This is a genomic window from Sphingobacterium detergens (assembly GCF_003610355.1).
In the GTDB taxonomy this organism is placed as follows: domain Bacteria; phylum Bacteroidota; class Bacteroidia; order Sphingobacteriales; family Sphingobacteriaceae; genus Sphingobacterium; species Sphingobacterium detergens.
Window position 1 is genome coordinate 1,762,870 of record NZ_RAPY01000001.1, and the last position, 18,837, is coordinate 1,781,706.

Sequence of the window (18,837 nt, forward strand, 5' to 3'; positions counted from 1 at the left end):
ATCCTTAAATTAAGCTACAGTTAAGTCCAAATTTTACTTATCTTAGGTTAAATTATTAATTGATGAAAAGATTTAGCCATCTTCTATTAGCTTTTGCACTCGTACTAGCTGCATGCTCTTGGTCATTTAGCCAAACATCCATTCAAAAAACAGCATCACCAAGTTGGCTTCGGTCCGCCACAAAAAAGCCCATAAAACCAAATTTGGATGATATTAGTGATGGGTATTACTACGAATTAATCGAGCATCAAATAAACTTAGGGAGCCAAACAAAATATTATAAGGACATAAAAGTAGTATTTGATCAAAGTGGAATCGAAAATCTAGGGCAAGTTCAGGTAACTTTTGATCCGCATTTCCAAAAACTTCAATTACATGAGTTGAAGATCATTCGTAAGGGGAAAGATATTAACTTATTACCGCAAGCAAAATTCAATCTCCTCGCATCTGAAACGGAGCTTTCGAGATCTATCTACAATGGAAGTCAGATGGCCCATTGTGTCCTGGAGGATTTGCGTAAAGACGACAAGATTGTATTTGCTTATTCAATAATTGGTGCAAACCCTGTATTTGAAAATAAATTTTTCGACACCTATTATTTGCGCGGCTATGAGCCTACCGGCTTGGTTCATCTTAATTATATTGTCCCTCAAGGTCGTAAACTTCAATTCAAAAGTTTCAACGGCGCTCCAGAAGTACAACAACAATCCGCGGGAAATACAACCAATTTCTTTTGGGAACTGACCGAAGATAAAACAGTACAATACGAAAATTATAGTCCGGCTTGGTATAGCCCTTTAAAATATATCCAGTGTTCAGAATTCAATACTTGGCTGGAAGTAGATCAATGGAATAATAGGATCAATCCCATCCCACAGATTGCTCCGTCAAGCGCACTTCAAACTTTCGTTAATCAACTATGGAAAGAGTCAAATGGACAGCCCTATGTGTACCTAAAAAAGGCCTGTGACTTCGTACAAAACGAAATACGGTATATGGGTATTGAGATGGGCGAATATTCACACCGGGCAAATGTACCGGAAAAAGTGTTTTCGCAGCGCTACGGCGATTGCAAAGATAAATCAATGCTGCTGGCGACAATACTTAAAAATAAGAACATTGGCGTAGGACTGGTATTAGCCAATACCTATAAGGATCGTGGGCTACAAGAAGAACTCCCATCGCCCTATGCTTTCAACCATATGGTTATTGAAGTGAATGTTGACGGACGTTACCAATATATAGATCCAACCATCACCAATCAAGGTGGAGATATCAAAAACAGATATTTCCCTGCCTATGGAAAAGTACTTTCAACGATGGGTAAAGGGAAACTGACAGATGTACCGCAGAATATTACCGGAAATATTAAAGTCAGGGAAACATTGACACTTGAAGGCAAATCCGAAGCTACCCTTGATGTACAAACTATCTATCTCGGCAACGAAGCAGACAATATGCGGACTTATTTTCAAAGTAGTGCCAAAAACGATATACAGAAGCAATACCTTGAGTACTATACGAAAATCTATCCCAAAATCAATAAAATCACCAATGTCCAATACAAAGATGATATTGAAAATAATCGTGTGGAGATCATCGAAAAATATAAAATAAAAAATATCGGAAAAGCAGAAAACGGATCTTCTAAAAAATATATTTCCATGTTGGGCACAAATATCAACGACAAGCTGCCCGAAATTATGGAAGATCGTATAGCTCCACTAAGCCTGCCTTTCCCAAATGATATCGAATATGAAATCTATGTGGTTAACAAGGGAAAGAAACTATTTGGCAACCATAGAGAAAACAGTTTTTTCGACCGTAATGCCTATGTATTCGGTAAAACATTGGAGATAAATCCAGATAGTATTAAAATTGCGTATACCTTAGGTTTTCATGAACCATTTGTTGAACAAAAAGATCTGAAACAGTATTATACGGATTTTGCTGATCGCGACAATATCTTTTTCAATGGTTTCTATCTTGATGCTGACGGATATGCGACAGATGGAATAACGAACTTGGGTACCCCCGCATCATCGAAGGAGATCAATTGGTTCACCCTGCTTTTATTCATCGTCTCGGTACCGACTGTGATCTGGTATATTGTTAAAAAGTATAACAAGAGCAAACCTATTATCATCAAACCCTATGATGAGGTTTATTACGATCAAATAGGCGGATGGATGATCGTACTCCTTATTGTGTTATTTATCAATATATTGACTTTATCTGGCATATTTTTCTTCCAGCAGTCCTTTTTTAATTTAAACACCTGGCAAGTAGTTGATCAAGTAGCCGGAATTTCATCCTTTTCATATAAAATTCTACTGCTGGTAGAAATGATTGGTAATGTATTGATCCTTGCTGGTTTGATTTATAGCGCTATCCTACTGATCAAAAAAAGGGATATTTTTGCCCAGACCTTCTTTATCGTCGCTCTATTTATGGCCATATTCTGTACAATGGATGGAATTGCATATTATTTTATTTTCAACGGATATTTAGATAAAACAGAAGACCTATTCACGACCTACAAAGATAATATTAGAGCCATCCTCTTTTTCTGTATCTGGGGAACTTACGCATATAACTCCGAACGTGTCAAAGGTACCTGTCTTCGAACATATGACGATGAAAATCCTATGCCGCGGGCCATAACTCCGCATCCTTTTGATCAGGATTTCTTAGAACCCTATCCCATACAAGAACAAAATACGGAAACTGCATCCGGAGAATATAAAACACAAAAAGACGAAATAGATCAGGAGCAGTCCGATGATAATCAAACTAAAAACTAGATGTTATTTCTAAATAAAAAAGGGTTTTGCATGATATTATGCAAAACCCTTTTCTATGGGTGCCTTTTCAGCTATTTCATCTTCATTACCATATTATCAGCTCCTTCGGTAGATACCTTTACTTGGCCAGATTTGTTTTTAGTTGACTTGTAGTGAACATGGTTTTTAACACCTTCAATTTGCACTGTCTCCAAAGAGCCAATATTAACCATATTATCTGCACCCTCTATTGTAACAGTCGACACGTCATTTCCCGTTACTGTATTGCCTTTACCCTCAATAATAACTTTACTAACATTACCACGTATCACAACCTTATTATCGGCACCTTCTATTTGGATTGTCTCTCCCCCCTTGGCCTCTATTGTCCGGGTGTTACCCACCCCTTCGATTGATATAACTTTGCCTTGTTGATCAGATACAGCTTTTATTGGAGCTTTGTAACCTGGCCCTTTAGCCATAACCATACCTCCTAATAAAAGAAGTGAAAATCCAAATGCGATAGTTCTTGTTTTCATAATTGTACGTTTATAGCTCATTCTACAAAAATCAAACCTAATATTGAGTGTAAATGGCTATTACCTATAGTTTGATAATTTCAGTTGTTCAAAGGGGGTTATAAGGCTTCCTCCAAATAAAATACGCCGAGCAGTTCCCCGCTATACATACAAACATCGTCCAAAAAAGACTACAGTAATCTCAGAGGTAACAAATGATAACAAAAAAGGAGCCTAAAAGGCTCCTTTAATATCTCTAACAAATTGATAACGGATTAAAAACTCTATTTTACTGCGTCTACAACTGCTTTGAAAGCTTCTGGGTTATTTAAAGCTAAATCAGCTAAAACCTTACGGTTCAAACCAATGTTTTTAGCGTTTAATTTACCGATCAATTGGGAATAAGAAATTCCGTGTTGACGAGCTCCAGCGTTGATACGTTGAATCCATAAAGCTCTAAACTCGCGTTTTTTGGTTTTACGATCGCGGTAAGCGTATTGTAAACCTTTTTCTACTGTATTTTTAGCAATAGTATAAACTTTGCTACGTGATCCAAAGTAACCTTTTGCAAGGCCTAGGATTTTTTTGCGTCTTCTTCTTGAAGCTACTGCGTTAACCGAACGTGGCATATTTTTAAAATTAGTTTGGTAAAAGGTGCCATGTATTTCAATGAACTTACGACCCTGTACCCGGTTAAAAAATTATTATTAAATAAAATCGAATAAAACTTATTTACCGATAGCAAGCATACGTTTTACGTTGCCCATGTCGCCATCAGATACATAACTTGTTTGTGTTAAGTTACGTTTACGTTTTGTGCTCTTTTTTGTCAAGATGTGGCTTTTGAAAGCGTTTTTTCTTGCAATCTTACCTGTTCCAGTCAATTTGAAACGTTTCTTTGCGCTGGAATTGGTTTTAACTTTTGGCATAATACTTATAAATTTTATATCAATCTGTTAGAATTCTTATTATTTTTTAGGAGCCTTTGGAGCTACTGTTAAAAACATACGTTTCCCTTCTAATTTTGGTAAAAGTTCTACTTTACCGTAATCTTCTAGTGCCTGAGCGAAGCGTAACAACAAGATCTCACCTTGATCTTTGTGTACGATAGCACGACCTTTGAAGTGTACGTATGCACGCACTTTCTCACCACTTTCAAGAAACTTAATCGCATGTTTCAATTTGAAATCAAAATCATGTTCACCAGAGTTAGGTCCGAAACGAATTTCTTTGATAACAGTCTGTTTTGCATTAGCTTTGATTTCCTTTTGTTTCTTCTTCTGTTCGTAAACAAACTTACTGTAGTCGATAATCTTACAAACCGGCGGTACAGCATTTGGCGAAATCTCCACTAAATCAAGTTCCAACTCATCAGCCAACTCTAACGCTTTGCGCGTAGGGAAAACTCCTTGTTCCACATTATCTCCTACCAAACGTACCTCAGGTACCTTGATTAACTCATTAATGCGGTGATCTGGTTCTTTCTTTCTCATTGGTGGTCTTGGACCACCGGGTCTTTTTAATGCCAAATGTTTAAAAATTAAACGGTTATTTCCTTAATTAATATATCTCTAAATTCGTCAGCAGTCATAGTGCCTAATTCTACTGAGCCATGTTTACGTACAGAAACTGTGCCATTTTCCACCTCTTTTTCCCCTACAATTAACATATAAGGAAGCTTTTTCACTTCGGCGTCTCTGATTTTTCTGCCCACCTTCTCGTCACGTAAGTCTATCAGTCCGCGAATATCGGAATTATTTAGCGAATTCAAAACATTTTGCGCATATTCTTCGTATTTTTCTGACACTGGCAAGACGATAAATTGCTCAGGCGCAAGCCATAACGGAAATTGTCCCGCACAATGCTCGATCAATACGGCCACAAAACGCTCCAACGATCCAAATGGTGCGCGGTGAATCATCACTGGACGATGTTTCATATTATCACTTCCAGTATACTCTAATTCAAAACGTTCTGGTAAATTGTAATCAACCTGAATAGTACCCAACTGCCATTTACGTCCCAAAGCATCTTTTACCATGAAATCCAGTTTTGGTCCATAGAAAGCCGCTTCACCATATTCCACAACTGTCGGCAAACCTTTTTCTTCAGCAGCCTCAATAATTGCAGATTCGGCCAAAGCCCAATTTTCATCGGTTCCGATATATTTAGTACGGTTTTCAGGATCACGCAACGATACCTGTGCAGTATAGTCATTAAATCCTAAAGCACCAAATACATAAAGAACTAGGTCGATTACTTTTTTAAACTCATCTTTTACCTGATCAGGACGACAAAACAAGTGTGCATCATCTTGAGTAAACCCACGCACACGAGTTAGACCATGCAACTCACCCGATTGCTCGTAACGATATACGGTACCAAATTCAGAAAAACGAACCGGTAAATCTTTATACGAACGTGGTTTCACTTTATAGATCTCGCAGTGATGTGGACAATTCATCGGCTTCAACAAAAATTCTTCACCTTCGATAGGTGTTTTGATCGGCTGAAATGAATCTGCACCATATTTTTCATAGTGACCAGAAGTCACATACAATTGTTTATGACCAATATGTGGAGTGACTACAGGCTCATATCCTGAGTTCAATTGCGCTTTTTGTAAGAAATCTATCAGTTTTTGACGTAGCGCAGCTCCTTTTGGTAACCATAAAGGCAACCCCGCACCAACTTTTTCTGAAAATGCAAAAAGCTCTAGTTCTTTACCTAACTTACGGTGGTCACGTTTTTTTGCTTCTTCGATGAACTTCAAATATTCAGTGAGCTCCGATGCTTTCGGAAAAGTTACCCCATAGATACGAGTCAACTGTTTACGAGATTCATCACCTCGCCAATACGCACCAGCGACGTTAGTTAATTTTATGGCTTTAATAAACCCTGTGTTTGGAATATGAGGACCACGGCACAAATCTGTAAATTCCCCTTGGGTATAGAATGTAATCTTTCCATCCTCCAAATCTTTAATCAGATCAAGCTTATACTCATCTCCTTTTTCAGTAAAATACGCTAAGGCATCTGACTTCGAAACAGCTTTACGCTCAAAAGTTTCTTTACGTTTGGCAAGTTCCAACATCTTGTCTTCAATAACCTTAAAGTCATCCGAAGAAAATTCGCGATCGCCAAAATCAACGTCATAGTAAAATCCAGTTTCAATAGCCGGACCAATACCGAATTTAATCCCTGGATACAAAGCTTCCAAAGCCTCAGCCAGTAAGTGAGCCGAAGAATGCCAAAAAGTAGATTTTCCTTTTGTATCATTCCAGGTTAACAACTTAACACTAGCATCTTCTTCAATAGCACGGGCAGAATCCCATACCTCACCATTCACCTCAGCCGCAAGAACATTTCTCGCTAACCCTTCAGAAATTGATAAAGCAATTCCTGCTGCAGTGATTCCTTTTTGATATTCTCTAACGGAACCATCAGGTAGTGTAATTTTAATCATTTACAACTATGATTTTTATATTGTTAAAAAATAGAAAACACAAAACAACATGTACAATTATGTTATTACACTTATGTTTTCAATAAATAAATTGTGAAACAAATTTAGCAAAAATTCTGGTAATAAACAGTTTTTTTATGATCTCTTACCCCTTTTGAACAATCCTCCCCTTTTTATGTCCAAGTTTATTTTTTAAACAAAACACAGATCTGCTGCTCATGAAACCTGAGATCGTCATTAATTTTTCAACCCAATAAAAATGACACGAATTCTACTGAAAACAACAAGAGAAATTGAGCATATCATTAATATTTGCTACTTTTGCAGACTCAAATTTTAACTATGTCGAATCAAGTACCAGAAGACGGAACACGATTACCTTTGATGGAAGAATTTTACACCATTCAAGGAGAAGGTTACCACACCGGGACTGCTGCTTATTTCATCAGATTAGGTGGTTGCGATGTTGGCTGCCATTGGTGCGATGTAAAAGAAAGCTGGGATGCATCTATCCATCCACTTACAGCTGCAGATTCAATTATTGAAAATGCAAAAAAATATCCTGCTAAAACAGTTGTTATCACAGGAGGTGAACCTCTTATCTATAATCTGGATTACCTCACAAAAGGTCTCCACGCTGCGGGCATAAAAACTTTTATTGAAACATCAGGCGCTTATCCGTTAAGTGGAGAATGGGATTGGATATGTCTGTCTCCAAAAAAATTCAAAGCCCCAAGAAAAGACGTCCTCGATGCCGCAGGTGAGCTCAAAGTTATTGTTTTCAATAAAAGCGATTTTGCCTGGGGAGAAGAATATGCACAATTAGTTGGGCCAAATTGTAAATTATACCTTCAGCCTGAATGGTCCAAATCCAAAGAAATGACCCCGTCTATTATTGACTATGTCAAGGAAAATCCAAAATGGGATATCTCCCTACAGACACACAAATTTCTAAATATTCCGTAACCAGAATATAAAAATAATCAAAACAAAAAAGCATTCAATCTAAATAGGTTGAATGCTTTTTTTATGTTGACTTATATTAGTCTTCTATTCAACAAAATCTAAATCACTTTACATATTCCTTTATAAATGTATCAAGTTCAAGTGTTTTGGTCTCCTCCCCTTCTTTATCTCTTACCAAAACTTTACCAGCACTATCTACATCCAAAAATAATAGACTAGGATTAATAACAATTTTCCCATTCTCATCCAACAAACCTATTTTCCCATCCTCCGAGAACATCAAATAATTATTTAAAAACTTACTTATATTTTCCTTCTTATCGAGCAAAACCTTCCCTTCCTGTGTGACCAATCCAAAATTTCCATCTTTTTGAAAAATAGCCAATCGTTCAGTCGCCGGAGTAAGCCAGTCAAACCCTGTTTTATTGACTTTGTTCCCCTTTTTGTCTAACAACCAGAAGTAATTATCCTTGTCCGAAACAATGGCAATCCGATCGTTAAAATAGGCCAATGAGAAAAGTGAACATGGCAAAACCTCTTGTCCCGTTGAACTCTTTATTCCATAATATTCATCATTCGTATCATTATCTTTCACCATCACCCATTTAAGTGACTTATCCAGGGGAAAAGTATCTTCAAACAAACTGACGTCCTCGCCTTCCTCCGTATGACTACTCCCTGATATATCCACAACTTTAACATCCTGAGGCAATTGAAAGCCTTCCACAGTTGAAACATTAGATACTTTAGTTGTCTCAAAACCCAAATCTGTATTTTGACCCAACGACAGTTTAAGCACCGCTCCCGGGAGATCATTTACAAATGAAAAAGCAGTCATGTAGTATGTTGGCACCGCCTCCGAATACCAAACAGTTGCTTCCGCAGAATCCGCCTGATTTTTGATAAATAATTTTGCTTTTTTACAGGTCACACCAGCAACATCTTCAATCTCTCCTAAATCTTGCATCCATACATAGGGGCCTTCAGATTCCTTTAACCTGTTACTAACGATTTTATAAGAAGGATGATAAGATTCTGCTGTTACAATATCATCTCCTGCTGAGAAAGAATAGGTTTTCGCCAATTTTCTATTCAAAATAGCATGCTCTTTCTGATTAACAACAGCTGAAGAATAATTGGCATCTGCTAAGACTTCAACATTCTTATAGGCCGTCTTTCCTTTTAGAAAAGGCTCGTAAAACTCTTTTGCAAACTCTGGAATCTCATTTTCAAATTTTTCGGGTGAAATCTCACCTTTAAACACAAATTCCATCTGCCATTGTTTATCTTGCCCATGCACTACAGGAATAGACAATCCAAACAACAACGCCACTTTGAATAAATTCTTCATAAGAATGATAAATATGTAGCTAAATAACAAAAGATAGACCAAAAAGCCTATCCTTCCGCTATATTTTTTATTTAATTGCTTTTTTCCCTCTCAATTTTTCATAAAAAGGATAAAAAAAACAGTAAATCTTACATGAACTAAAATTACAATAATACCGTCTGTTTTGTTTTAACAGCTTCGTCACAAGCAAGCGCTATACGCAAACTATTGACCGCATCCTCCATGGAAGAAGACAGATCAATATCCTCAAGGATGGCCTGCTGAAAAAAGCATTGTTCCCTGTTACACAACTCCTGATGATCTGGTTCATCGGCCAAGTTCACCCACTCATCTTTTTTAACAAATTCATTATTCGCATCTAAATCAGCATAGTGTACCCGCAGGCTTTCCGTTTGTGTATGCGCCGCCACCGAATCCGATTTACCCTCGTTGCTTGCTTTGTCAGCAACAATGGATACCGAACCCTTGGGACCGAAAACATCTTTTACAAAAAAGGCATTTTGACTCACCATCGGTCCCCAGCCCGCTTCGTACCAACCTACAGAACCGTCCTCAAAATGCAACTGAAGCTGACCATAATTATAGTTCCAATCTGGAATATCGTCTGTAAGCCGGGCGCCTATCGCCGAAACACGTACCGGCTTGACACCTACCATCTGGCACATAACATCGATATAATGTACACCACAATCAACTATTGGGCTTAAACTAGACATCAGATTGCGATGGACATTCCACATGTAACCGTGGCTTTGTTGATTAAGATTCATCCGCATAACCAAAGGCTTCCCCATAGTTTTCGAAAGCTCAATAAATTTCATCCATGAAGGATGATAACGAAGAATATATCCTACAACCAGTTTTTTATTATACTTTATGGCGGCGCTCACGACCTCCTCTGCTGATGTGACATCTTCAGCTAAAGGCTTCTCAATAAAAACATGAGCCCCCGATTCGAAAGCCTTAATAGCATAATCTTTATGTGTATCAGGATAGGTCGCAATACAGACAGCATCGGGTTTTGTTTGCAGCAATGCCTCTTCGTAAGATTCAAAAAGTGCATAATCAGCACCTAACTCCGTATTAAGTTTATGTTTACTATCCCCTCTAGCGACCAAACCAACGATCTCAAATCCATCCAAGTCATGGTAAGCTTTCGCATGAGAAGCTCCCATATTACCACAACCTACAACCAATATTTTTATCACTTGCATCAATTATTCATTTAAACTTATTTCTATTTTATTTTCTTAATCCATCCAATGCAAAGGCCGACCCTGCCCCCAGTACCGCACCAGCGAGCACATCCGTTGGATAATGCACACCAAGATACATTCTGGAATAGCCAACACTACTCGCCCAAAGTAAAGACGGTGCTACAACATACCATTTTGAGTAGGCACGGGACAAGGCTGAAGCTGTTGCAAAAGCTGATGACGTATGGCCTGAAGGAAAAGAATAGCCGCCAGCCGTACGAACAGATATAAAGTTCGGATATTTTTTAAAGGGCCGGCTCCGCTTGATCAGATGTTTTATTCCGACATTTACCAATGCCGTCACAGCGGTGCTACTCGCGACATAAAGTGCATTTTGACGCATTGCCTTATCATTATTGATAGCACCAGCAACTAGTAGACCAACAGGCACGGCAACCTGCACACAGTTGTTGATATCGGAGAGTACTTTAAAAGTCTGTGTCTGGGGTTCAGTTCTCGTCTCAGCTATAGATTCCAAAATACGAATATCTAACGTGGAAGCCGGTTTTTCCTGGGCAAGTGCAGTACCAGTTATACATAGCATCCAACTCATTAAAATAAATACTATTCTTTTCATCTACTATAGATTATTTTTGACATGATATTTGCCTTTTTCAGCCACTTAATATTGTAATCAATAGAAGCAGTTACGAACAATGTATTTTCCGAAAGCTCCAACGGATGTAGTTTATGAGCAACATAGAGCAAAAAAAGCTTCACTCCCTAAAAATAAGGAAATTTCCAGTAGTTGCCAGTCTATGTTTCAAACTTTATAGAAAATAATACGAAATTTTAAAAATCTGAAGCCCTAACAGAACGAATCTTTTAACTTTTTAAAATGATAATTTTGTATTTCCCATTAATTTACTATACATTTGCTATCAGTTATTAATACAAACATGATCTATACCTACGTACATCATTTTCATTTGCATCATCGCCATGTGGCGATATGTTAATTTAATGTGTTCTTACGTAGAATACCCTCCCTCTAGTTTGATTTCTTATTATTAATAATTTACTGCTAACATTTATAAAGCGTTGAAAAATCTTAAAATTGCTATCCAAAAATCGGGTAGGTTAAACGAAAAGTCTGTTCAATTACTGAAAAACTGTGGTTTAGATTTCGAAAACTACAAAAGTTCCTTGATTACTACTGTAGGCAACTTCCCTTTAGAAATATTATTTCTTAGAGATGATGACATCCCAGGCTATGTCGAACAGGGAATAGCCGACCTTGGTATTGTTGGTGAAAATATCATCGACGAAACAGAATCAAAAGTGGAATATATAAAACGACTTGGTTTTGGAAAATGTACCTTAAAACTAGCTATACCAAAAGATAGTTCTATTCAAGATATCAAAGACCTTAATGGCAAAGCGATCGCAACCTCCTATCCCAATATCCTTAAAAATTTTCTTGACGATTACCAAATCAATGCGGATATACGATTGATATCTGGATCAGTGGAAATTTCACCTGGATTAGGACTTAGTGATGCAATATGTGATATCGTTTCCACAGGTGGAACATTGAAAAGTAATGGTCTAAAACCCTTTGCTGATGTCAAAAATTCCGAAGCTATTTTAGTTGGTAGAAAAGGTCTCGAAGGAAATGAAATCCTTGCCGAATTGGTTCAACGTATAGAATCTGTTCTATTGGCTAAAGAAACCAAATATGTGGTATTGAATGTGGAGAAAAAGAACCTTCCCGCCATCACTTCTTTATTACATGGTGTAAAGAGTCCAACTGTAGTTCCATTGGCCGAAGAAGGCTGGGTAGCAGTACACACCGTAATTACAGAAGACGATTTTTGGGATAAAATCAATAAACTAAAAGCAGAGGGTGCCCAAGGTATCGTTGTGATGCCGATTGAAAAAATCATTCTCTAAACTTGACCGATTCTTACGATCATGCTAAAAAAATACGAATACCAATCTTTAGGAAAAGCGGAACTGCAACAATTGGTTGCTCGGAATACAGATCCGAACAATTCAATTCAGGAAGTCGTCCAAGATATTATTCAGCAGGTACGGGTGCAGGGCGATACTGTCTTGCGTGAATATGCTGCAAAATTTGACAAAGTACAACTTGACAAGCTCTTTTTGGACGAAGAAGATATTGATGAATTAGCGACTACCATACACCGTGACCAACAGCGTGCTTTGGAAATAGCATTCCAAAACATACACAGGTTCCACAGTACACAGCTTAAAAGAGAACGTACAGTAGAGACTATGCCTGGTGTAAAGTGCTGGCGGGAAATCCGTCCGATTGAAAAAGTAGGACTTTATATTCCCGGGGGTTCTGCTGTTTTACCTAGCACGCTATTGATGTTAGGTATACCTGCTCGAATTGCCGGATGTAAAGAGATCGTCGTTTGCTCTCCCCCGCAATCCAATGGAAAGATTAATGGCTTTGTTGCGTATTGTTTAAAATTACTCAACATTAAACGTATCTATCTTGTTGGAGGCGCACAAGCGGTTGCTGCTATGGCCTTCGGTACCCAATCTATCCCTAAAGTTGACAAAATATTTGGTCCTGGCAACCAGTTTGTCACGAAGGCCAAATCAATCATACAGGGACTAACGAATGTTAGTATAGACATGCCTGCGGGACCATCTGAAGTACTTGTGATTGCTGACGAAACAGCCAACCCGGCATTTGTTGCAGCCGACCTTCTGGCGCAAGCAGAGCACGGCATAGACAGTCAAGCCGTATTAGTAGCAACTTCTCCTGCTTTAGTAGATGCCGTTAATATAGAACTTGAAACACAATTAATGGTGTTGCCGCGGAAAGAACTTGCTTCTAAAGCAATAGAAAACTCATATGCAGTAATCGTTAGCAACCTCCAAGAGGCGATCCAATTTTCAAATGAATATGCTCCAGAACACCTTATTCTAGAAACAGATCAGTGGGAATCCTTGACACGCCATATCAACAACGCAGGTTCGGTTTTCTTGGGACACCTTACACCAGAGAGTGCAGGCGACTATGCATCAGGAACAAACCACACTTTACCGACATCCGGATATGCTCGCTCCTATTCTGGTGTTTCAGTCGATTCTTTTGTAAAGAAAATAACATTTCAGCATATCAACGAAACCGGACTCCAACAGATTGGATCCACAGTTGAAATACTCGCTGAACTTGAGGGCCTACATGCACATAAAAATGCTATATCCATCCGAAATAAATAAGTTTAGTTCTGTCGAACCAAATAAGACATAAAATCAACGGGGTCTCCAAAAAATTGGACACCCCGTTTTTCTTTAATTCTATTCGTACCCCTATTACCTTTTTTAATATTCGATCTTCAGGGTCCGTTTTTTCTTTTCCGTTTCTTTTTTTATCAGTTGTAACGCAATACAAAAAAACAAATGCAGATTACCTTCCAAAGGTATCGTAATTGTCTGTCGCGTACTTCTCAAATCTTGTAAGAAGCGCAATATTATCTTTCTCCAACGGGCTCAGATCCGAACTTACATCTTTCGAAACCGGCACATACCAATCTACTGGATCGAAAAACTGACGAATGGAGGGTTTCGTAAAAGCATAACCATGCCGTGCAAAAATTGTATTCCGAATAATCTCTAGATCTAATTTTTTCAGGTTTTTCAAGTCTTTCTCCGCCAATTTCTGCTTAGAAGCATTTATACTGAACACAGCCGGCGATGCAGACCGATAATATTCCATCACATAAGTATAAGTAGAATCACCATCTTGATCTATCGCTTCTTTCTTTTTTGCGTTGATCCAATCGACCAAAGTTCCATATTCTTCATCTTGATTATTTAACATCAGATTTGGATTATAGGCAAATTGCTTTTTCAATAATTTGAAATTTCTTTTCTTAATCTTCACCCCTTGGTCGTAAGCGACCCAACTCCCAATTAATGTATCATTCTTCAATTTTATCTCAAAACGACCATCTGATTTCTTATCACCTGGCTCATCTAGCAATAGCTGCACCGCATTCCCGTCACCCTCAAGTTTCCCTGTCAACGAACGTAGATTTCCTTTGACCACATTTTGCCCAAAAACTTTCCCTTTATCTGTTATTTTTTTGATGGTCAGGTTTATCTTTGGACTATAATCCGTATTTGGTAGCCCCTCCCCATCTTCAAGAGAATTTTCATCAATCACAAAATTCCCTACCCAATTACCATAAAGCTCCTGATGGGCCTCCTGTTCAAGCAAAACGGAATCTTGTGCTTTGGGCTCAACAGCCCTCTTATTTGTTCTATCTTTACAGCCGATCATGGCGGAAAGCACTAATAATAAATAGATATTCCTTTTCATAGCTTTCATAATTTGTCTTTTTAAACGAATGAATTTACTCCATTTATGATCTGGATAGATCATAATCGTTGCTTAATTTATGATTTTTTCGATAAATAATAAACTCAATAAGTAATAAATTAGGCACCCAGCCCAGCCAGGCAATAATCTGATACAGATCCATCGGATTCGGTTGAAATAGATAAACCAAAATCACTTTCCAGAAACGCAATGTAAGGGCCGAACAAGTTAGTGCAAAACTACGCAGCATAAAATCTTCGTGTGCATTAAATTTCTTCTGAACGGCCAAACGAACGGCCTGAAACGTAAAATAGAACCATCCCAGAGCAAGCATTTCAAAGGAAATAATCGCCAATAAGCCTCCATTAGCGACAGATCCGATCAATAGTCCTGAAGGTGCGGCGAAGCCCAAAATACTAAATACATAAACGTAACCAATCCTCCGATGCAATTGCGTATATTTCTTCAGTAGCCCCGAATTAAATTGTGTAAAACCAGCAGGTAAGGCGAGTATTGCTGTACAGACATGTAAATAGAAAGCATATTTATACCACCAAAGCGACTCAATTTCCGTTTGCTTTATCATCAGAAAATTAGCATCCAACGAAAAACTATGGTATCGCCATGTAATCTCAGCCATCAATACACAACTGTAAGCAAAAAGCAAAAGCCAAAATCCTTTCAATATCGAAAATTGAGCTTTTTTAACCATAGTCAGTTTATTTACTTCGAATAGCTTCGACTGGATCTAACCGAGAGGCCATCAAAGCAGGTACGATACCTGATATCAGGCCAATGAACGTAGAAAGTGATACCGTAAGAATAACCATTTTTACGCTGACAACAATTGCTACCCCCGTTGCAAGTTGAACAATAAAAGCAAGAAAATAGACAACCGCAAGGCCAATCCCACCCCCCAGTAAACACAGTACAATGGATTCAATAAGGAATTGCGATAAAATAAAGAAATTTTTAGCACCCAGTGCTTTTTGGATACCGATAATGTGTGTACGTTCCTTGACACTTACAAACATAATATTGGCGATGCCGAAACCGCCAACTAAAATTGAGAAAATACCAATAGAAAATCCAGCAAGATTAATGATACCAAAAAGCTGATCTAATGCACCTGTAATCATTGTCGTCTGGTTAATAGAGAAATTTTCCTCGCGTTGCGGAGAAATACGCCGGATCGACCGCATCAATGTTTTTGCTTCACTTTCAGCTTCACCCAATGTATAACTCGATTTGATGACCATCGCTATACTCGGAGAAAAATTATCATAATTGACAAGATTTCTAGCCAATTCAAATGGAATAAAAGCAGTATCATCGGGCGAAGTATTAATTAATACACCATTCCCCTCTTTTTTTAAGACACCGATAACCTGAATTTTTCTCCCCAACATACTAATATACTTGCCCACGGGTTCCTCATTTGGAAAAAGCCCATCCGCGATATTGGCTCCTAATACTGTCACCAGCGCACCACCTCTTGATTCACTTTCCGCAAAATATCGCCCATCCACAATATTCAAATTTTGAATATATAGGTTTTCATACGTCGCGGCATTTACCGATGAACCTTGAGCAGAATTATTTTTATACTTAATCGTTGTGTTACCGATATTGATCATATAAGCCATATACTCCGCTGTTGTCATACGGCTTCTTAAGTCCTGATAATTATTGTACGTAGGTTCAGGTCTGTTCAAATACTTCCACCAAGGATAATTCGGGCCACCATCCCAAGGCCATTTCTCTATGTAAAGTGTCTTACTTCCTATCTTTTTTACAGATTCCTCAATGTTATTTCGTAAGGTATCCACCGCCGAAAACACACCTATAATGGTAAAAATACCAATAGTCACGCCCAGCAAGGAAAGCATGGTACGTGTACGATTGTCCTTTAACGCAGAAAACGCAAACTGACAACTTTCCAATATCAATCTAAGGAATAACATAATTGCATTCTAAAATACAATATAGTTTTGATTTAATGTCAAAATCAATAAAAATATATCTATAAATTAGAAATAAGACCTTTTGATACCCAAAAAAGTTATAACTTTGTATGCTTTTTGCAACCTAGTATTTGGTGCACTGTAATGCACTGAAAGGCAGACATTAAAATATATATCATTAAAGATGAAGTTATCTCAATTTAAATTCAACTTACCAGAATCATTGCTTGCTTCTGAACCTTCTGAAAATCGTGACGAATCGCGTTTGATGGTCCTACATAAGGATACTGGTAAAATTGAACACAAAATTTTCAAAGATGTATTGGACTATTTTGACGACAAAGACGTCATGATCTTAAACAATACAAAAGTTTTTCCAGCACGCCTATACGGTAATAAAGAAAAAACTGGAGCTACGATTGAAGTTTTCTTGTTACGCGAATTGAACAATGAACTTCGTCTTTGGGATGTATTGGTTGATCCAGCACGTAAAATCCGTGTCGGTAACAAATTGTATTTCGGTGACGATGACTTGCTAGTGGCTGAGGTTGTCGACAATACGACTTCACGTGGACGTACTATCAGATTCCTATTCGATGGTACTGATGAAGAATTCCGTCGCAATATCGAGATATTAGGTGAAACACCACTTCCTAAATACATCAAACGTAAAGCGACTCCAGAAGATAAATTCCGTTACCAAACTATATATGCCAAAAATGAAGGTGCTGTAGCAGCTCCGACTGCTGGTCTTCACTTCTCTCGTGAATTAATGAAACGTTTGGAGCTTAAAGGTGTTGATTTCGCTGAAGTAACATTACACGTTGGCCTTGGTACTTTCCGTACAGTGGAAGTTGAAGATCTAACGAAACATAAAATGGATTCTGAGCAATTTATTATCACGGATGAAGCTGCAAAAGTAGTAAACAGGGCAATTGATAATAAACGCCGCGTTTGTGCTGTCGGAACGACGTCTATGCGTGCGATCGAATCCTCTGTCTCTGCAGATCATCATTTGAAGGCTGCCTCAGATTGGACAAGTAAATTTATCTATCCTCCTTACGATTTCAGCATTGCAAATTCAATGGTTACCAATTTCCATACGCCGGAATCAACTTTATTGGTAATGATTGCTGCGTTTGCAGGCTATGAAAATGTGATGAATGCTTATGAGGTTGCTGTAAAAGAAAAATATAGATTCTACAGTTATGGCGATGCGATGTTGATCATCTAATCAGCTTTAGATAAAAAAAATCTCTAAACGTGGGTAGCAACAAACTATCCACGTTTTTTTAAATAATAACTTTCAACCACTGTCCATGAATTTTGTCATTATCGTTGCCGCCGGAACTGGGAGTCGTATGAATAGCGATTTACCGAAGCAATTTCTTGATTTAAACGGTCTACCGGTAGTTATGCATACCATCGACCATTTTCACCAATCATCAGATATTTCGGAAATTATCTTGGTAATCAGCAAAGAAATGGAACAATTCTGGATAGATTTATGCTCAAAGCTGCAATATAGCACGCCAGTGCATTTGACTTTTGGGGGTAAAACCCGCTTTGAAAGTGTAAAGAATGGTATTGAATATATCCAAGAAAATTTTGAAGTAGGAGCTGCAGATTATATTGCTGTACACGATGGAGCCCGTCCTATTGTCTCCACCTCATTAATTAGTAAAGCATTCCAAGGCGCCTATAAATACCAAGCAATTGTTCTAGCGCAAAAAAGTATCGAATCCGTACGACTTGGTAATAATAAATCAAATAATGCTACCGACCGAAATCAGGTTTGGTTAGTACAGACCCCACAAGTATTTCAGGCAGAATTGCTTATAGAAGCTTATCGCCAAAAAGAGGATCCTTTATTCACAGATGATGCTTCGGTAGTCGAAAAAATGGGCAACCGCATTTCAATTGTTGAAGGAGATTCCAAAAATATAAAAATCACCTATCCACAAGACCTACAAATTGCCCAATTTTATTTGAATCTGATATAATACGGAATTGGTTAAGCGTTACCGCGAATGACACGCAATAGCACGACGATAATTGCAATCACCAATAGAATGTGAATGATGTTTCCACCTCCTGCATATCCTCCAAAAAAGCTGATCGCCCAGATGATCACTAAAATAACGGCGATGATGTACAATAAGTTTCCCATTTGTTTATATTTTAATACCTAATTCTGTTTTGTATAGGTATAACAACGAGAAATGAACTA

18 protein-coding genes are annotated in these 18,837 nt (G+C 38.0%); 6 read left to right on the forward strand and 12 right to left on the reverse strand.

The window, feature by feature from the left end; translation table 11 throughout:
* Positions 1 to 62: 62 nt before the first annotated feature.
* On the forward strand, positions 63 to 2,804 hold the full coding sequence (locus DFQ12_RS07705) for a DUF3857 domain-containing protein (protein ID WP_120258374.1): 2,742 nt from the start codon (positions 63 to 65) through the stop codon (positions 2,802 to 2,804).
* Positions 2,805 to 2,875: 71 nt separating this feature from the next.
* Here the strand turns inward: DFQ12_RS07705 and DFQ12_RS07710 are convergent, their stop codons facing one another.
* From DFQ12_RS07710 to thrS, 5 genes are all read right to left on the reverse strand, one after another.
* Positions 2,876 to 3,322 (reverse strand): DUF3060 domain-containing protein, encoded by a 447-nt coding sequence (locus tag DFQ12_RS07710; protein ID WP_208642462.1) that lies wholly within the window; start codon positions 3,320 to 3,322, stop codon positions 2,876 to 2,878.
* A gap of 263 nt (positions 3,323 to 3,585) precedes the next feature.
* Complete coding sequence (gene rplT / locus DFQ12_RS07715; protein ID WP_046674462.1) at positions 3,586 to 3,930, reverse strand: 50S ribosomal protein L20; 345 nt, start codon at positions 3,928 to 3,930, stop codon at positions 3,586 to 3,588.
* Between the two features lie 99 nt (positions 3,931 to 4,029).
* Complete coding sequence (gene rpmI / locus DFQ12_RS07720) at positions 4,030 to 4,230, reverse strand: 50S ribosomal protein L35 (RefSeq protein WP_002993964.1); 201 nt, start codon at positions 4,228 to 4,230, stop codon at positions 4,030 to 4,032.
* A 39-nt stretch (positions 4,231 to 4,269) separates the two neighbouring features.
* Positions 4,270 to 4,830 (reverse strand): translation initiation factor IF-3, encoded by a 561-nt coding sequence (infC, locus tag DFQ12_RS07725; RefSeq protein WP_120258375.1) that lies wholly within the window; start codon positions 4,828 to 4,830, stop codon positions 4,270 to 4,272.
* Positions 4,831 to 4,841: 11 nt separating this feature from the next.
* Complete coding sequence (gene thrS / locus DFQ12_RS07730) at positions 4,842 to 6,767, reverse strand: threonine--tRNA ligase (RefSeq protein ID WP_120258376.1); 1,926 nt, start codon at positions 6,765 to 6,767, stop codon at positions 4,842 to 4,844.
* A gap of 342 nt (positions 6,768 to 7,109) precedes the next feature.
* Between thrS and DFQ12_RS07735 the strand changes: the two genes are divergently transcribed.
* Positions 7,110 to 7,733 carry a 7-carboxy-7-deazaguanine synthase QueE gene (locus tag DFQ12_RS07735; RefSeq protein WP_104382573.1) on the forward strand — a complete coding sequence of 208 codons (624 nt, stop codon included), beginning with the start codon at positions 7,110 to 7,112 and terminating at the stop codon, positions 7,731 to 7,733.
* A 103-nt stretch (positions 7,734 to 7,836) separates the two neighbouring features.
* Here DFQ12_RS07735 and DFQ12_RS07740 read toward each other — a convergent pair whose 3' ends face one another.
* The 3 genes from DFQ12_RS07740 to DFQ12_RS07750 form a co-directional block, all read right to left on the reverse strand.
* On the reverse strand, positions 7,837 to 9,084 hold the full coding sequence (locus DFQ12_RS07740) for a hypothetical protein (protein WP_120258377.1): 1,248 nt from the start codon (positions 9,082 to 9,084) through the stop codon (positions 7,837 to 7,839).
* Positions 9,085 to 9,227: 143 nt separating this feature from the next.
* Positions 9,228 to 10,298 carry a Gfo/Idh/MocA family protein gene (locus DFQ12_RS07745; protein WP_120258378.1) on the reverse strand — a complete coding sequence of 357 codons (1,071 nt, stop codon included), beginning with the start codon at positions 10,296 to 10,298 and terminating at the stop codon, positions 9,228 to 9,230.
* A 28-nt stretch (positions 10,299 to 10,326) separates the two neighbouring features.
* Entirely contained in the window at positions 10,327 to 10,917 is a 591-nt protein-coding gene (locus DFQ12_RS07750; protein WP_120258379.1) for a phosphatase PAP2 family protein, read from the reverse strand.
* A gap of 464 nt (positions 10,918 to 11,381) precedes the next feature.
* On the opposite strand from DFQ12_RS07750, the gene hisG reads away from it, so the two are divergent.
* A complete protein-coding gene (gene hisG, locus DFQ12_RS07755) occupies positions 11,382 to 12,233 on the forward strand; it encodes an ATP phosphoribosyltransferase (protein ID WP_120258380.1) in 852 nt (283 codons plus the stop codon).
* 21 nt (positions 12,234 to 12,254) lie between these two features.
* Complete coding sequence (hisD, locus tag DFQ12_RS07760; protein WP_120258381.1) at positions 12,255 to 13,541, forward strand: histidinol dehydrogenase; 1,287 nt, start codon at positions 12,255 to 12,257, stop codon at positions 13,539 to 13,541.
* A gap of 187 nt (positions 13,542 to 13,728) precedes the next feature.
* On the opposite strand, the gene DFQ12_RS07765 is transcribed toward hisD, so the two are convergent.
* The 3 genes from DFQ12_RS07765 to DFQ12_RS07775 are packed head-to-tail and all read right to left on the reverse strand — an operon-like array spanning position 13,729 to position 16,607.
* The gene (locus tag DFQ12_RS07765) at positions 13,729 to 14,652 is read right to left on the reverse strand and encodes a YARHG domain-containing protein (protein ID WP_244211694.1); all 924 of its coding nucleotides are present in this window, start codon (positions 14,650 to 14,652) and stop codon (positions 13,729 to 13,731) included.
* Between the two features lie 34 nt (positions 14,653 to 14,686).
* The gene (locus DFQ12_RS07770; RefSeq protein ID WP_244211695.1) at positions 14,687 to 15,355 is read right to left on the reverse strand and encodes a DUF2306 domain-containing protein; all 669 of its coding nucleotides are present in this window, start codon (positions 15,353 to 15,355) and stop codon (positions 14,687 to 14,689) included.
* Positions 15,356 to 15,362: 7 nt separating this feature from the next.
* Entirely contained in the window at positions 15,363 to 16,607 is a 1,245-nt protein-coding gene (locus tag DFQ12_RS07775; protein WP_208642463.1) for an ABC transporter permease, read from the reverse strand.
* Positions 16,608 to 16,791: 184 nt separating this feature from the next.
* Between DFQ12_RS07775 and queA the strand changes: the two genes are divergently transcribed.
* Both queA and DFQ12_RS07785 read left to right on the forward strand, forming a co-directional pair.
* Complete coding sequence (gene queA, locus DFQ12_RS07780) at positions 16,792 to 17,841, forward strand: tRNA preQ1(34) S-adenosylmethionine ribosyltransferase-isomerase QueA (RefSeq protein WP_120258383.1); 1,050 nt, start codon at positions 16,792 to 16,794, stop codon at positions 17,839 to 17,841.
* An 85-nt stretch (positions 17,842 to 17,926) separates the two neighbouring features.
* The gene (locus tag DFQ12_RS07785) at positions 17,927 to 18,610 is read left to right on the forward strand and encodes a 2-C-methyl-D-erythritol 4-phosphate cytidylyltransferase (protein WP_120258384.1); all 684 of its coding nucleotides are present in this window, start codon (positions 17,927 to 17,929) and stop codon (positions 18,608 to 18,610) included.
* 11 nt (positions 18,611 to 18,621) lie between these two features.
* Here the strand turns inward: DFQ12_RS07785 and DFQ12_RS07790 are convergent, their stop codons facing one another.
* Positions 18,622 to 18,777, reverse strand: coding sequence for a lmo0937 family membrane protein (locus DFQ12_RS07790; protein WP_120258385.1), 156 nt, complete (start codon positions 18,775 to 18,777; stop codon positions 18,622 to 18,624).
* Between the last annotated feature and the right edge of the window lie 60 nt (positions 18,778 to 18,837).

Excerpts from the sequence above, each read along its gene's own strand:
- DFQ12_RS07705 (WP_120258374.1), top strand. The coding sequence starts at position 63 with ATGAAAAGATTTAGCCATCTTCTATTAGCTTTTGCACTCGTACTAGCT.
- DFQ12_RS07710 (WP_208642462.1), bottom strand. The coding sequence starts at position 3,322 with ATGAAAACAAGAACTATCGCATTTGGATTTTCACTTCTTTTATTAGGA.
- rplT (WP_046674462.1), bottom strand. The coding sequence starts at position 3,930 with ATGCCACGTTCGGTTAACGCAGTAGCTTCAAGAAGAAGACGCAAAAAA.
- rpmI (WP_002993964.1), bottom strand. The coding sequence starts at position 4,230 with ATGCCAAAAGTTAAAACCAATTCCAGCGCAAAGAAACGTTTCAAATTG.
- thrS (WP_120258376.1), bottom strand. The coding sequence starts at position 6,767 with ATGATTAAAATTACACTACCTGATGGTTCCGTTAGAGAATATCAAAAA.
- DFQ12_RS07735 (WP_104382573.1), top strand. The coding sequence starts at position 7,110 with ATGTCGAATCAAGTACCAGAAGACGGAACACGATTACCTTTGATGGAA.
- DFQ12_RS07740 (WP_120258377.1), bottom strand. The coding sequence starts at position 9,084 with ATGAAGAATTTATTCAAAGTGGCGTTGTTGTTTGGATTGTCTATTCCT.
- DFQ12_RS07745 (WP_120258378.1), bottom strand. The coding sequence starts at position 10,298 with ATGCAAGTGATAAAAATATTGGTTGTAGGTTGTGGTAATATGGGAGCT.
- DFQ12_RS07750 (WP_120258379.1), bottom strand. The coding sequence starts at position 10,917 with ATGAAAAGAATAGTATTTATTTTAATGAGTTGGATGCTATGTATAACT.
- hisD (WP_120258381.1), top strand. The coding sequence starts at position 12,255 with ATGCTAAAAAAATACGAATACCAATCTTTAGGAAAAGCGGAACTGCAA.
- DFQ12_RS07765 (WP_244211694.1), bottom strand. The coding sequence starts at position 14,652 with ATGAAAGCTATGAAAAGGAATATCTATTTATTATTAGTGCTTTCCGCC.
- DFQ12_RS07770 (WP_244211695.1), bottom strand. The coding sequence starts at position 15,355 with ATGGTTAAAAAAGCTCAATTTTCGATATTGAAAGGATTTTGGCTTTTG.
- DFQ12_RS07775 (WP_208642463.1), bottom strand. The coding sequence starts at position 16,607 with ATGTTATTCCTTAGATTGATATTGGAAAGTTGTCAGTTTGCGTTTTCT.
- queA (WP_120258383.1), top strand. The coding sequence starts at position 16,792 with ATGAAGTTATCTCAATTTAAATTCAACTTACCAGAATCATTGCTTGCT.
- DFQ12_RS07785 (WP_120258384.1), top strand. The coding sequence starts at position 17,927 with ATGAATTTTGTCATTATCGTTGCCGCCGGAACTGGGAGTCGTATGAAT.
- DFQ12_RS07790 (WP_120258385.1), bottom strand. The coding sequence starts at position 18,777 with ATGGGAAACTTATTGTACATCATCGCCGTTATTTTAGTGATCATCTGG.